General features: G+C 45.7%; 14 protein-coding genes. 2 read left to right on the top strand and 12 right to left on the bottom strand.

Going from position 1 to position 14,556, the window contains the following annotated elements; translation table 11 throughout:
* Window positions 1-415: 415 nt before the first annotated feature.
* Together AC5ZC7_RS13750 and AC5ZC7_RS13745 are read right to left on the bottom strand one after the other, a co-directional pair.
* On the bottom strand, window positions 416-1,693 hold the full coding sequence (locus tag AC5ZC7_RS13750) for a Na+/H+ antiporter (RefSeq protein ID WP_496161885.1): 1,278 nt from the start codon (window positions 1,691-1,693) through the stop codon (window positions 416-418).
* 113 nt (window positions 1,694-1,806) lie between these two features.
* Window positions 1,807-2,130 (bottom strand): eIF2A-related protein, encoded by a 324-nt coding sequence (locus AC5ZC7_RS13745; protein WP_496161884.1) that lies wholly within the window; start codon window positions 2,128-2,130, stop codon window positions 1,807-1,809.
* A gap of 184 nt (window positions 2,131-2,314) precedes the next feature.
* On the opposite strand from AC5ZC7_RS13745, the gene AC5ZC7_RS13740 reads away from it, so the two are divergent.
* Window positions 2,315-2,977: a sigma-70 family RNA polymerase sigma factor gene (locus AC5ZC7_RS13740; RefSeq protein ID WP_496161883.1), complete on the top strand. Its 663-nt coding sequence runs from the start codon at window positions 2,315-2,317 to the stop codon at window positions 2,975-2,977.
* On the opposite strand, the gene AC5ZC7_RS13735 is transcribed toward AC5ZC7_RS13740, so the two are convergent.
* On the bottom strand, window positions 2,978-3,463 hold the full coding sequence (locus AC5ZC7_RS13735; RefSeq protein ID WP_496161882.1) for a MarR family winged helix-turn-helix transcriptional regulator: 486 nt from the start codon (window positions 3,461-3,463) through the stop codon (window positions 2,978-2,980). It abuts the gene before it with no gap.
* 19 nt (window positions 3,464-3,482) lie between these two features.
* On the bottom strand, window positions 3,483-5,930 hold the full coding sequence (locus tag AC5ZC7_RS13730) for an outer membrane beta-barrel protein (RefSeq protein WP_496161881.1): 2,448 nt from the start codon (window positions 5,928-5,930) through the stop codon (window positions 3,483-3,485).
* Window positions 5,931-6,158: 228 nt separating this feature from the next.
* On the opposite strand from AC5ZC7_RS13730, the gene AC5ZC7_RS13725 reads away from it, so the two are divergent.
* On the top strand, window positions 6,159-6,842 hold the full coding sequence (locus AC5ZC7_RS13725) for a TMEM175 family protein (protein ID WP_496161880.1): 684 nt from the start codon (window positions 6,159-6,161) through the stop codon (window positions 6,840-6,842).
* Between the two features lie 11 nt (window positions 6,843-6,853).
* Here AC5ZC7_RS13725 and AC5ZC7_RS13720 read toward each other — a convergent pair whose 3' ends face one another.
* The 8 genes from AC5ZC7_RS13720 to leuC form a co-directional block, all read right to left on the bottom strand.
* Window positions 6,854-7,525, bottom strand: coding sequence for a hypothetical protein (locus tag AC5ZC7_RS13720; RefSeq protein WP_496161879.1), 672 nt, complete (start codon window positions 7,523-7,525; stop codon window positions 6,854-6,856).
* 8 nt (window positions 7,526-7,533) lie between these two features.
* Window positions 7,534-8,337 (bottom strand): LuxR C-terminal-related transcriptional regulator, encoded by an 804-nt coding sequence (locus AC5ZC7_RS13715; protein ID WP_496161878.1) that lies wholly within the window; start codon window positions 8,335-8,337, stop codon window positions 7,534-7,536.
* 288 nt (window positions 8,338-8,625) lie between these two features.
* Window positions 8,626-9,192 (bottom strand): dihydrofolate reductase family protein, encoded by a 567-nt coding sequence (locus AC5ZC7_RS13710; protein ID WP_496161877.1) that lies wholly within the window; start codon window positions 9,190-9,192, stop codon window positions 8,626-8,628.
* Window positions 9,193-9,204: 12 nt separating this feature from the next.
* A complete protein-coding gene (locus AC5ZC7_RS13705) occupies window positions 9,205-9,516 on the bottom strand; it encodes a DUF1801 domain-containing protein (protein WP_496161876.1) in 312 nt (103 codons plus the stop codon).
* Window positions 9,517-9,889: 373 nt separating this feature from the next.
* Window positions 9,890-10,963 carry a 3-isopropylmalate dehydrogenase gene (gene leuB / locus AC5ZC7_RS13700; RefSeq protein WP_496161875.1) on the bottom strand — a complete coding sequence of 358 codons (1,074 nt, stop codon included), beginning with the start codon at window positions 10,961-10,963 and terminating at the stop codon, window positions 9,890-9,892.
* A gap of 18 nt (window positions 10,964-10,981) precedes the next feature.
* The gene (locus AC5ZC7_RS13695) at window positions 10,982-12,505 is read right to left on the bottom strand and encodes a hydroxymethylglutaryl-CoA lyase-like TIM-barrel protein (RefSeq protein ID WP_496161874.1); all 1,524 of its coding nucleotides are present in this window, start codon (window positions 12,503-12,505) and stop codon (window positions 10,982-10,984) included.
* Window positions 12,506-12,521: 16 nt separating this feature from the next.
* Window positions 12,522-13,118: a 3-isopropylmalate dehydratase small subunit gene (gene leuD / locus AC5ZC7_RS13690; RefSeq protein ID WP_496161873.1), complete on the bottom strand. Its 597-nt coding sequence runs from the start codon at window positions 13,116-13,118 to the stop codon at window positions 12,522-12,524.
* Window positions 13,119-13,150: 32 nt separating this feature from the next.
* Window positions 13,151-14,554, bottom strand: a complete 1,404-nt coding sequence (gene leuC / locus AC5ZC7_RS13685) for a 3-isopropylmalate dehydratase large subunit (protein ID WP_496161872.1) — start codon at window positions 14,552-14,554, stop codon at window positions 13,151-13,153.
* Window positions 14,555-14,556 lie beyond the last annotated feature (2 nt).

Genomic DNA, 14,556 nt, shown 5'->3' with positions numbered 1-14,556 from the left:
ATCACCCTGCGGCAGCAGTTATAGCGACTAACCGCACCGTTTTACCCACGAACTGCATATCGTTCTGCACGTTGTTATTCATCCCCTGACCCCGGCTGTTTGTCGATCCCGCTTTTTTCCCATCTTTCCCCGATATACTTTTACATCACCCTAAAAAAAACATATGACAACATACCATCAACGCCTATACGCTGTTACTGTAGCATTACTACTGGCCTGTATTTTATTCGCCTGTAAAAAGCGGTAACCTCATTGAAGAAAAGCATTTTGTTGAAAAAGATAGCATAGTGACGCTGCTTGTAACCCCCAAAATTGGCCGTAGATGTTTTATCTGCGGCCTTTTCTTTTTTGGCAACGGTGGTGAAATAGCCACCGCAAATGATACGGTCACGCCTATATGATCTCCGGAAAAAAATTAATGATGGGCAACACCGGCTGCTTTTTTGGCGGGTGGCAGCTTCACCAGCTTTACGATCCATGGCAGGGAAATGCCTTGCCCGATCAGGGTAATCAGCACCACTACCACAGAGATAAATATAATGGGGTTGCGTTCGGTAAAATCTCCGTTATCCCCCAGGGTGAGCGGTAACCCAATCGCCATAGCGAGGGAAACAATGCCCCGCATGCCGGACCAGCTGATAATAAGACTGTTCTTAAAATCCAGCAGCGCATTTTCTGTGATCCGTCCCCGACCTTTCTTAAAGGCCTGCTCTAAGTTGAGTTGTTGGGAAAATACCCGGCCCATGCGCAGTAACAGTGCTATCAGCGTAATGATAAACCCGTAACCAATGTAGGGGAGAATCATATGGGAAGGAATGCTTTTAATAATATAGGGGAACTGTAAACCTATCAAGATGAATATAAGGCCATTCAGCAGGAAGATAATAATATCCCAGATAGTTCTGGACTGCTGCTTTAGCTTCTCCGGAAAAATTTTATTGCTTACACCGGCAGTCTTTACGCCCAGTACTACCACTGCAATCACGCCAGACACATGCAGTGATTCTGCCAGCGAATAGGTAACAAACGGGGTCAGGAGCATAAAGCTGATGGTTACCAGGTCGTTTTTATGAATCACCCTCAGGATGCGCGCCAATAACCAGCTGACCAGTAACCCCAATGCGATGGCGCCAGCCATTAACACAATAAATTCCAGGGAAGCTTTCCAAAATACAAAGGCGGTGCCCATAGCGGCAGCAATGGCAAAGTGGTAGGTGACCAGGGCTGAGGCGTCGTTAATCAAACTTTCCCCTTCCAGGATAGTAATGGTTTTATGCGACAGGCCCAGTCCTTTGGTAATACTCATAGCGGCTACTGCATCCGTGGCAGATAGAATGGCGCCTAATACAAACGACAGGGGCCAGGTCATACCCGGTATGAGGTAATGTGCTGCTACGGCGATCCCGGCGGCCGTTACAAACACCAAACCGATGGCCAGGGTACCAATGGTATTGAAGTTGGTTTTAAATTCTTCCGGGGAGATGTTAAATGCCGCGTCGTACAGCAGGGGCGGAAGAAACAACAGGAAGACTATTTCCGGGTTTAAGCTGATGTTGGGCAAGGCGGGAATAAATCCAATGCCAATGCCGGCAGAAATCAGCAGCACCGGGTAAGGGAGCCTGATTTTATCTGCTACAGCCGACAGCACAATCATAATAGCCAGGATGAAAATGACAATGCCGTAGTGCTCCATGAGATTGCGTTTGGTTGCAAATGTATAGGTTTGCTCCGATAATCTGACGGGTCCGGCACGCCTCACAACAGGCAAAAAATAATGGGGATAAGTAATAGGGATGAAAGGCCGGTTTATGAAGCAATATTTATTTTTTGCTCGCGCCATTTCATAAACATCACCTGGTAGGCAAATTCCCAGTACAGATGATCTTCCAGCATATTCATCAGTAGTAACTTCCTTTCGGTGCTGTCTGCACCAGAGCTTTTCAGGTCGTCGTATTGCGCCAGTTGCTCGTACAGCGAGGTTTCCATTAGTTTCAGCAGGCCGGGGAAAGCATCCATCCCGGTGGCAGTAATCATTTTTCCTTTGGGGGTTAATTTTAACTCCTGCATCCGTTGGTGTGTCAGTTCGGGCATCTTGATCCCCTGTAGGTTAAATATTTTAGTCTTATTCATCAGCACGCACAGGTTTTACGGTTAATAATAATAAACTATAACGGGTTAGAAGGTACTATCCGCCCCTGATTTTCAATCTCGATGACGGCATCCTTTATCTATTAGAGTAAAAAAAAAGGTGAGGGTTACAAAAAAATCCATCTTTTTTGTAACTTTTGTTAAATTAATCACCTAACAAGACCTAATGGACCCTATTCGAATATTACCTACAGAAGATGACAACGAGATTATTAATAAGATCCTCGCGGGAGATAAACGACAATTTGAGGCGCTGATGCGTCGGCACAATCCCAGCCTGTTCCGGTTAGGGATGTCTATGTTGAACAATGATGCCGATGTGGAGGACGTGATGCAAATCACGTATATCAATGCTTACCAGCATCTGGCCGGTTTCAGGCAGGAAGCGACCTTTAGTACCTGGATAAAGCGGATCATGATTAATGAATGTAATCAGCATTTGAGGAAACAGAAACGGGGGGTGAGGGAAGATATCTCCGTCCTGGCAGATCATCATTCGGCAGGAATGGCCGAGATAAAAGAATCTCCGGTAGCAAAAATAATTGATAAAGAACTGGGCACCGCCCTGGAAAAAGCCCTGTTACATGTTCCCGAAAAATATCGCCTGGTATTCGTGATGCGCGAAATAGAGCAGCTCAGCAATGCAGAAACCAGCCAGGCACTTAATATTTCCCCTGTTAATGCTAAAGTACGCCTGCTGAGGGCTAAGCTAATCCTGCGGGGCAAAATATCCGAGTATTACAAAAATGACCTGGTATTTTCCTTCCACCTGGTTCGTTGCGACCGGATTGCGTTCAAAGTACTGGATGAATTGGGGATTCCACATTAATTATTCATTTTCCAACAGGCTAATCTTTATGCGTTTGTACATGCTACGATCGTCTAAAGATTTTTCCAGTTCTGAGAGCACCTGTAAAAGGTCTGCACTGGCAGTGGCGAGCCACTTTTTATTTTCTTCCCGGATGACTTCCAAAACAGGCCCCAGCTTTTTATAGGTTTGTTTTCCGGTAGAAGTCAGTGACAGCAAACGCTTGCGGCCATCTTTACTGTCGGTAGTGGTTTTGATGAGATTATTTTCCAGCATCTGATCAGCAAATTGAACAACGGCGGCATGACTTAACTGTAATGCCGCCGATATTTCTGTTATCGCCATCACTTTTTCCCTGGTCAGCAATTCCAGCACCAGGAACCATTTAGCTTCCATATCCAGGTTGGATTCCTTATAAATCTGGCTGACATCCTGCGATAAACGATCGCTCAGCCGCTTTAACCGGGTGGCCAGACCCAGTTCTTTCAGCTCGTTAACTAAGTTCATGCGATAAATTTATACGTTTTTATCCAGCCCTCCGCTTTTCTTCTTCTGCTCCGCCTGTTTTCCGCTTGGTATTGCCGGATGTTGTACCACCGAACTTATAGGTGAAGGTAATAGTGGCCACGCGGGTATCCCTTTTCTGTATAAAGGTTTCTCCATAGCCTGTTAACCGGGTAACGGCATTTGTTCTGTTAGTAAAGAAGATATCGTTGACATTTATTTTGAGAGATGCTTTTTTGTGCCAGAGTTGCCTTTGCGCCCCGGCATTAATAAACCAAAAGCTGCCAACATCCAGGAACCCATAGTAAGTCCTGCTTTCATAATCACCGGTAATTTCAATCGTCGTAGCATCATCAATGATAATAGTATTTACAGAGTTGAAATTGAAAGACACCCTGCTGGCATCCAGGTTGGTATTTGCCAGGTTACCGCTATAACGGCCATAGTACAATAATGCGGTGTTCATACTGTTGAACCATTTACCAATGTTAACAGGGAAAGAAAAACTGGCATTATAGTAATCGTACCTGGCGAGGTTCCTGTCGGTTTGAAGAACCGTATTCGGTTGTACATCCGGAGCTAAAACAGACAGCATATTATCCCGGGTAATGCTATAGCCTATTTTGGTGACGTAATCCTGTTTGAAGGTATGCGTGAGCTCAAAGGAATTGGTGATTTCCGGTAACAGGTAAGGATTTCCCATTGCGGAGGTCAGCGGATCCAGGAACACCCGGAAAGGATTGAGCTGGCGGTAGGAGGGTCTTTCTATTCGCCGGCTCATGGATAAGCCCAGGTCATGTTGATCATTGAACTCATATCCCACATAGCCACTGGGAAAGAGCTGCGTATAGTCACGGTTAAAGGTAGTTGTGTTGACAACCTGCTTACCATCCGCATTTGTATTTTCCAGTCGCAGGCCCAGTTGTACCGTTAAATGCTGCCACTTTTTTGATGCATTGACATACGCGGCATTGATGTTTTCATGGTATATAAACCGGTTGCTTTTTCCTTCATCCAATTTATTGCCACCATTGCTCCGGTCGAAGAATTGTACATCATTATCGGATTTTACCCAGCTGCTTTTGATACCGGCTTCCAGTTTTGCACCGATACTTTTCAGTGGCTGGGTATAGTCTACTTTGAAAGCCCGGATGCTCAGGGTACCGGTAAGGTCTCCAAAAAGAATATAAGGTGTTTTGTTTTCTACACTGTTTACGTCATAGTAATGGGTATTATACAATTGGGTATCGTCAAAGTTATACCGGGCATAATCCACGTCGGCAGTCAGTTCCCTGCCATTGGTATCCAGTGTTTGCTTATAGTTTACGTTAATGCTGCTGTTGTTTCGTTGAGGTTGTGTATTGCCCAACGTAATAAATGAACCATTGGGTTGTTGTTGTGCGTCTTTCGTATGTGCAACGCTGTTAGTGGCTACGTTGTTGTTGGCAAAGATGCCATTGGCAGAGAAGCCGATGACTGCTTTTTTGTTGATATTATAATCAGCCCCAATGCGGGCATTGTGGTTACTATACGTATGTTTAAAGAAGTTATTGTAATTATTGGCCCCGGTAAATTTATTGTCAGCATCGTAGAACTGCCGGAATATCGTCAGGTCATTTACTTCCTGCCGGAAGGTATAATTATAGGACCCGAAAACATTCAGATTTTTATGCCTGGTATTGAAATTGAAGGAGGGCGATATTTTGGGATAGATACCTTGTCCATAACTCAGGGATACGTTTCCGTTGGTGCCGGATTTCTTTCCTTTTTTCAACCGGATGTCGATGATCCCGGCGTTACCGGCCGCATCATATTTCGCGGAGGGGTTGGTGATGAGGTCAATGGTTTCTATCTGGTTGGCCGACATATTCCGGAGCATATTTGCCAGGTCTTGTCCGTTCATGGGCACCTGTTTGCCGTCGATCATCACAAGTACACCCTGCCGGCCCCGCATGGCTATATTGTCGTTTTGGTCAATGGTAATACCGGGTGATTTTTCCAGTACTTCCAGCGCAGTACTGCCGGCGGAGGCAATGGAGGAGGCTACATTGATGACCGTTTTATCGTATTGCTGTTGTATAAAAGGTTTGTTGGCGGTCACCGTTGCTTCTTTCAAACCCCGGCTGGCTGCCTGCAGGGCAATATTTCCCAGCGAGGTGCTTTGCTGATGGGTAAATGGTGCCGATTGATAAGGGCTGAAATACATGCTTTGTGTAAGCAGCAGGTAGTTGCCTGCTTTTATCTGCTCAAAAACAAAGTTACCCAGGCTATCAGGGTAGGCTACCTTTACCAGCTTTTTATCGCCGGCATGGAGCAGTTGTATCATCACTTCTTTTACCGGGGCGCCGTCCGCTGCTGTAAGCCGCCCATTGATGGGATAAACAGGCGCCGGAGCCTGTGCATAAACGTTATTTATGTAAGTAGTGACGGAAATTAATAAGGCAAAAAACCAGCTATATTTCGTTTTCATTATAGGGGATTTATACCCAAATGTAGGACGTTTGGTGATTTTGTATGATGTATTTACACCTGCGGTAAATGTAATTACTTACGAAGTATTTTTTAAACAGGAGCGGTAAAAAGAGGATATAGTTATCTAGTGGGTTGGGGCGGTCATTCTCTTAAATATAAGCAGGAATATTAATAAATGAATTGTACTTTAGTAGGGTCAGCCTAATCACTTTAATGTAGCTATCTTATGTCCCACGCCAGAACCGTCTTCCAGCTCGAACGCCTGATTCTTTTCAGTGATGCCGTATTTGCTATCGCCATCACGCTGTTGATTATTGAAATAAAAGTGCCTCATTTATTACCGGAGTATACTACCGGGCAGGTGATACATGCCTACCTGGAACTAACGCCCCGGTTCCTGGGTTTCTTTATCAGCTTCTTTTTTGTGGGCCTCTATTGGACGGTACATCACCAGTTAATGGGCTATGTGATCAACTATACCCCCAAGCTGATATGGCTTAATTTACTCTTCCTGCTCTCTATCGTATTGTTCCCCTTCAGTACGGCACTGGACAGTGAGTACGCCGGCACTAACTTCATTAGTCCCTTCCTGGTATACACACTAAATGTGACTTTTTCCGGGATGATGATTGTGGTATTATGGAGATATATCAGTGATCCGGGGCGTCAGCTAAGCGAAGGGCTCGACAATCCACTGTTTGTGCAGTATCAGCAACGCCGGGCGTTGACCGTGCCGCTGATGTTCATCATCGTGTTCCTGGTAGGCCTCTTGCTACCCTTTCATAGTATGAGTCGTATGCTCTTACCTGTTATCCCGTTTATTATGAGATACCTGAAACGGCATTACGAGAAAAGCCTGCTGAAAGCACAGGCTGTGGTGGCAGATGGCAACAGTGGGGAAGAAGAATAGCTTCCTGGCTATTATCTTCCCTTAAAGGGATCTACTCCCTTCTTTTTCCAGTCGATCAGGATATAATATACTGCCCAGCCCACTTTATAACTTACATCCTCCCCAATAAATTTGGGATCGGGTTTTCCATTCCTTTCGTTGAGCCGTTTGCGCGGATCGCATAGCCAGCCGCCCACACAGTACATATGGCAGAAGCCTACCTGGTGCATGTATTCGTGGCATAAATTGGCAGTCAGGGCGTAGGCAAAGGAGTGGAACTCCCACATATTGTCCTGGATAGACTCATACCAGGCAGTAGTGTAATAGGTACCCGGCGTCGTTAAACCCAGCGGGCCATCTTTCTCTTTTAATTCAAATCCCTTTTTTACGGTAGACTCCTTAAATATGGTATCCAGTATGGTTTTACCGGAAACCCGTCCGGCATTGTCGGCCGGTATTTTCGTGCAGCCGTTGCAGTAACTTTTACAGTTAAAGGTCATGCGACCTATTTCCTGTTGGAATTCGGCAGAATTGAATACTGCAGTAGCTATTTTGAAGGCGCTGTCTACCTGCTGTCTGATCACCGTATCCGTGGTGAAATATTTAGCCCGGTTGGCATCCAGTAACAATTGAATAGATCGATGGTCCTGTGCCCGCAGGCTTTGGAAGAAGAGTAACAGGAGAAGAAAAGGGAGTAGTTTCATGTAGCGTTTTATATAATGCCATTTCGTATCACAAATGCCACCAGCTCCGCCATATTTTTGGTGCCGGTTTTCTGTAACATATTTTTCCGTTGGTTGGCTACGGTGTTTTCAGCAATCCGTAGCTTGTCGCTGATCTGTTTAATACTGAATCCCTCTGCCATCAGCACCGCAATCTCTTTTTCACGCGGACTGAGTAGGGTGTCTTCTTCGTGAGGAAAGAAGTATTGTTGTTGTATAATTTCACTGCCCAGTAATGCATCACCTGGCTTTACTTTTTCGATAGAATGAAACATCTTTCGCTGATCGTATATGCCGGTGATGTTCATGACCATGCCCAGGCTGTATAATGGCAGTTTGGTTACGGGAGAGGTAATATAAGCCCCCCGCTGATACAGGTGGGAGATACCGCCACGACCGTTCTTTATCCGAAAAGTATAGTTAAATATGTATTGCTCATGCATTTCCTGGGGCATGGATAGCAGGAAATCCCTGTTGGCCGTAAATACTTTTTCATTATATACTTTGAAATCGTTTTTATCATAAATATGCATCAGCATACTCAAACCGGCGTCCATAAAGTCTCTCGGGTCATAATGACCCATTTGCCGGGCGCCTTCACTCATCAGGATATAATCCTGTTTGGTATAGTCAATTATATAGAATGCCGGAATCAGGGCCGAAGGAAAGGTATTTAGCTGTTTAAATTTATTGATAAGGGGAGATAGCTGATCATGATCTATTTCATTTTTTGCATAGTGTACTACCTGCAGGTGATGGAGAAAAGACGTTTGTTCAGCACGGATAGGAGTCATGGTAAACGTAAGTTCAGAAGACCAATTTAAGCAATTTTCAGCAATCAAAATTAGCGCTTCGGAAAAGGGCGTGGCAATAGCTATTTTTAGCTATTGGCTATTAGCTATTAGCTATTAGCAAAAAGCAGAAAGCAGAAAGCAGAAAGCAGAAAGCAGAAAGCAAAAAGCAAAAAGCAAAAAGCAAAAAGCAAAAAGCTATTGAAGCGATTGACCATTACGGATGTTATATACGCTTTGATCAATTGCTTCAATAGCTTTTTGCTTTCTGCTTTCTGCTTTCAGCTCTTTTCAGCTCTTTTCATAATGCAGGCACACTACTCCAGACGCAAATGGTTTACTTTCCAGCAATTTCAGGGATACCCTGTCTTTAATATCTTTGAATAGTGGGATACCAGCACCCAGCAAAATGGGGTTTACGAATAACCAGAATTCATCTATCAGGTTATCCTGCATGAGTATATGGGTAATGCTGGGACTGCCGAAGCTGACAATGTTCTTACCGGGTTTATTTTTGATGGCACTTACCTGTTGATTCACCTGGTCGCTGATAATGATCGTTTTATCTTTTTGCTGGCCGGCCATACTTTTGGAGATCACGAGTTTGTCTACCTGGTTATACCAGGTGCCATGTTCAATATCATGTTTGCTGGCGCCAGGCTGTTCCGCAGCAGTAGGCCAGTAGCCGTCCATCATGTCGTAGGTTACGCGGCCGTACAGGGCCATGTCTGATTCCTGGGTGCGACCGGATGCGTAATCAAAGATTTCAGGGGCTGTTTTGATCCAATCCATTTCTCCGTTTGGACCACCTACAAAACCGTCCAGGGAGATGTGCATAAACGATATAATCTTTCTCATCAGCAGTATGTTTTAAATTGATTTGCTTGCTTTTTTAAGTAACTCCCCTAATTGCTTATAATCTGTTGCTTGCCCTTCCTTAATGGTGGCAGTTTTGCGGTCAGGGGCGGTAGTAGCTTGAAAATATCCTTTTATTTCAGCCAGTTCAGTAGCATTAAAAATCATAAAGGATAATTTGTCTTTTGCCGCCGAAATAACTGCTGCATACTTTCCATTTTTCAGGTAGTGGGGTTTGCCATACTGGAGTTTTTCTTCAGCACCAGGAATGGTTTTAAGCACCAGGTTGCGAAGCGCGGTAGCACTTTCTTGCTGCCAGGGCTTCAATTGATCGATATACTGGGTAACTTCCGGACTCATCGTATATAGTTTTAAATAACAGTACAAATTTACAGGGGAAAAATGAAGGAGGAGGGGGGGATTAAGACAATTAAAGGGGCGTTTGCGTAAATATCAGGCGAGTGATCTGCGTGGATTTTGTCTTATACAGGATTATATAGATTATACTGATTTTTTATTTTTGGGATTAAGAAAGAAGGGAGATGATCGGAGGTATATCCGCTTTCATCTCCCTTCTTCTTTTTAAATCTTTAAAATATAATCACCGAAATAAAATCAGTATAATCAGTATAATCAGTCTAATCCTGTATAAGACAAAATTCGCACTATTTACTTGCTTTGCAGGCTTTATACTTTTGGCTTACAAAAACTTCAGCACTTCTGCGCCCATGGCTTCTGTGCCCAGTATTTTATCTGCCGGTGTTTGTGCATCAGCGATATCCCGGGTGCGGAAACCTGCTTTCAATACCTGGTCAACGGCACGGATCACGGCTTCTGATTCTGCTTTCATGCCAAAGGAAATGTCCAGCAGCAGGGCGGCAGAAAGGATAGAGGCCAATGGATTGGCAACGCCTTTGCCGGTGATGTCATGTGCAGAGCCATGAATGGGTTCATATACGCCGGTGCCATCGCCTATGGAAGCAGAGGCCAGCATACCCATAGAACCTGCTATCTGGGAGGCTTCATCGGTGAGGATGTCACCAAACAGGTTGGCAGTTACCACTACATCGAAGCGGCGTGGATCTTTGATCAGCAGCATAGCGGTAGCATCCACAAATTGGTGTTCTACTTCCACGTCCGGATACTCCAGTGCTACTTTTTGTACCACTTCTCTCCAGAGACGGGAGGTTTCAATCACGTTGGCTTTGTCTACAGAGCAGAGCTTCTTTCTGCGTGTTCTGGCAGCGTCAAAAGCTTTGCGGGCAATGCGTTCTACTTCATAGCGACTGTATTCCGCGATATCGTAGGCGGTGTCGCCATCGTTTTTCCTTCCTTTTTCGCCGAAGTAAATGTCGCCGGTGAGTTCACGGAAAAAGAGGATGTCAGCACCTTTTAAGATTTCAGGTTTAATGCTGGAGGCGCCTAACAGTTCATCGAATAATTTGATGGGACGCAGGTTAGCATACAGCCCCAGCTCTTTGCGCATTTTCAGCAAGCCCTGTTCTGGCCTTACTTTGGCGGAAGGATCGTTGTCGTATTTTGGATGGCCTACGGCGCCAAATAATACAGCATCAGATTGCCTCATTTTTTCGAGCGATTCATCTGGTAAAGGATTGCCGGTAGCTTCAATGGCTACGTGTCCGATGAGGGCTTCATCGTAGGTAAAAGTATGACCGAATTTTGCAGCGATGCTGTCCAGGACTTTTTTGCCTACAGCAGTTACTTCCTGTCCGATTCCATCTCCGGGAACGACTAATATATGTTTAGTGGCCATGCGCTAAGTGGTTGACGTTTAAATTAAGTTCAGCATTTTCAGGGTGGCTTTGATGGCAGACACGGTTTGGTCGCTATCCAGCCCCCGGGTTTTGAATTCTTTTTCGTTTTTCACCCAGGTGATGATGGTTTCGCACAAGGCGTCACTCTTACCACCGGGAGGAATACGTACTGCGTAATCAGCCAGTGGTGGCAGTTCTGTCTTCAGTTGTTGGTATACTTTTTTCAACGCATTCATGAAGGCATCGTATTGTCCATCCCCTTGTGAATGTTCTTCAAAGACTTGTCCTTTGATCGAAATGCGGATGGTTACGGAGGGATTCATGTTTTTGGAATGCGTGAGCACGTAGTTTTCCAGGATCACGTTTTCCTCAATGCGGTTGCTGTCCAGTACATCCGAAATGATATAGGGAAGATCCGCCTGTGTCAGCACTTCTTTCCGGTCGCCCAGTTCGATGATGCGTTGTGTTACCTTTTTCAGATCGGGGTCGGAGAGTTTGATGCCCAGCTGTTGCAGGTTGTTTTCTATATTGGCTTTGCCGCTGGTTTTACCCAGTGCATATTTGCGTTGGCGGCCAAAGCGCTCCGGCATCAGGTCACTGAAGTAGAGTTTATTTTTCTTGTCGCCATCGGCGTGGATACCGGCGGTTTGTGTAAATACATTTTCTCCCACAATGGGTTTGTTGACCGCAATACGGAAACCGGAAAATGTTTCTACCAGCTTGCTGACGGTATACAGCGATGTTTCTACAACGGAAGTTTTTACTGTTGGGAGGAAGTCGTTCAATACCGCGATGGCGCTGGCCAGCGAGGCGTTGCCGGCTCTTTCTCCCATGCCGTTAATTGTCAGGTGGATACCGTGGGCGCCGGCTTTCACCCCTTCGAGTACGTTGGCAGTGCCAAGGTCGTAGTCGTTGTGGGCGTGGAAGTCGAAGTGAATACCCGGGTAGCGTGTAACGATGGCCGTTATGAACTCCTTTACTTCCTCCGGCGTGAGTACGCCGAGGGTATCGGGGAGCATGATCCGCTTTACAGGTTGCTGTTGGAGGAAGTCGAGGTATTGGAATACATATTCCCTGGAATGCCGCATACCATTGCTCCAGTCTTCCAGGTATATATTACAGTCCAGTCCTTTTTCTCCCGCCAGTTTGATGACTGCGGCTACTTCAGCAAAATGTGCTTCCGGTGTTTTCTTGAGCTGGTGCGTTAAATGATTCAGTGAGCCTTTGGTGAGCAGGTTCATGACTTTGGCGCCGGCTTGCAGCATCCATTGTACGGAAACATCGCCGTCAACAAAAGTTAATACTTCAACTTTATCTAAAAAACCATTTTCCTTCGCCCATTGGGTAATGGACTGCACTGCCGCAAATTCGCCGTCAGATACGCGGGCTGAGGCAATTTCAATCCGGTCAACTTTTACTTCCGTCAGTAAAAGTTGTGCGATGGTTAACTTTTCAGAGGGTGAAAAAGACACTCCGCTGGTTTGTTCTCCATCGCGGAGTGTGGTGTCCATTATTTCAACGTGGCGCTGGGTCACTGGCATAATCGTATTAGCAAGGTTAGTACAGGCTTTTTTCGGCGAATTGTTTTATTTCGTCTTTCATGGCCTGGAGGTAATCAATATCATCATAACCATTCATCATATTCAGCTTTTTGTAGCTGTTGATGGCAAAGGATTCACTTTCACCGGTAGCGGAGATAGTAATCGTTTGTGCTTCCAGGTTAACTGTTATTTCCGCTTTAGGGTTGGCTTCTATGGCGGTAAAGATTTTATCCAGGAACTCCGGGCTTACCTGTACAGGTAATAATCCTACGTTGAGGGAGTTATTTTTGAAGATGTCGGCAAAGAAGCTGGACACTACGCAGCGGAATCCATAGTCGTAGATCGCCCATGCAGCGTGTTCACGGCTACTGCCGCTACCGAAGTTTTTACCACCTACCAGGATTTGACCGGAGTAGATCGGGTTGTTTAACACGAAGTCTTTTTTCGGCGTGCCATCTGTTTCGTAACGCCAGTCGCGGAACAGGTTATCGCCGAAGCCGGTGCGTTCTGTGGCTTTCAGGAAGCGTGCAGGAATAATCTGGTCCGTGTCCACATTCTCAATGGGCATGGGTACTGCGGAACTCTTTAATATGGTGAATTTATCGTAAGCCATTTTATATATTGTATCGTATTAGGAAAAAGGTATTAAGCAATCAGTTCTCTTGGATCGGTTACCACGCCGGTTACGGCAGCAGCAGCAGCTACCAGCGGGCTGGCGAGCATAGTTCTGGAACCGGGGCCCTGTCTGCCTTCAAAGTTGCGGTTGCTGGTGCTCACGGCATATTTACCGGCAGGAACTTTATCATCGTTCATGGCCAGGCAGGCGGAACATCCGGGCTGACGCAACTGGAAACCTGCTTCTGTCAGGATATCCAGGATACCTTCTTCTTTGATTTGTTGTTCTACAATATGTGATCCCGGAACAATCCAGGCTGTCACATGGTCTGCTTTCTTTCTGCCTTTTACAATAGAAGCAAAGGCGCGGAAGTCTTCAATGCGTCCGTTGGTACAGCTGCCGATAAATACGTAGTCTACTTTTTTACCGATCATCGCTTCTTCTTCCTGGAAGCCCATGTATTGCAATGATTTCTCGTAGCTGGATTTGCTGTCGCCTGCCAGTGCTGCGGGAATATGTTTGGTAATACCCATCCCCATACCCGGGTTGGTACCGTAGGTGATCATCGGTTCAATATCCGCTGCATCAAAAGTATATTCCTGGTCGAAAGTGGCGCCGGCATCTGTTTTCAGCGTTTTCCAGTAGGCGAGGGCTTTATCCCAGGCTTCCCCTTTAGGTGCTTTTTCCCTGCCTTTAATATAATTGTAAGTGGTGTCGTCCGGGGCAATGATACCGCCACGGGCACCCATTTCAATGCTCATGTTGCACACGGTCATACGACCTTCCATACTCATGTTTTCAAATACTTCGCCGGCATATTCAACAAAGTAGCCGGTAGCGCCGGCAGCCGTGAGGCGGGATATAATATAGAGTGTTACATCTTTAGGGGTGATACCTTTGCCCAGCTTACCTGTTACGTTAATACGCATTTTCTTCGGCTTGGGCTGCATAATGCACTGGGAGGAAAGTACCATTTCTACTTCAGAGGTACCGATACCAAAGGCAATAGCGCCAAAAGCACCATGGGTAGAGGTGTGAGAGTCGCCACATACAATGGTCATACCCGGCAGGGTGATACCATTTTCCGGACCTACTACGTGCACAATACCATTCTTGGGATTACCCAATCCCCAGTGGGAGATACCATATTTGTTGGAATTCGTCTCCAGTGCCTTCAACTGGTTGGCCGACAGTGGATCTTTTACCGGCAAATGCTGGTTAATGGTAGGGGTGTTGTGATCTGCTGTGGCAAAGGTCTTTTCCGCAAACATCACCTTCAATCCCCGCTTTTCCATACCAAGAAAAGCCACCGGACTGGTTACTTCATGAATAAAGTGGCGGTCGATAAAAAATACATCCGGACCATCTTCAATTTTCCTGACAACATGTGAATCCCAAACTTTGTCAAATAAGGTAGCAGGTTTATTGCTCATTT

The organism is Chitinophaga sp. 9-1-y, assembly GCF_059511905.2.
The sequence above is the reverse complement of the archived record's forward strand: the minus strand, read 5'-3'. Positions and strand labels throughout refer to the sequence as shown.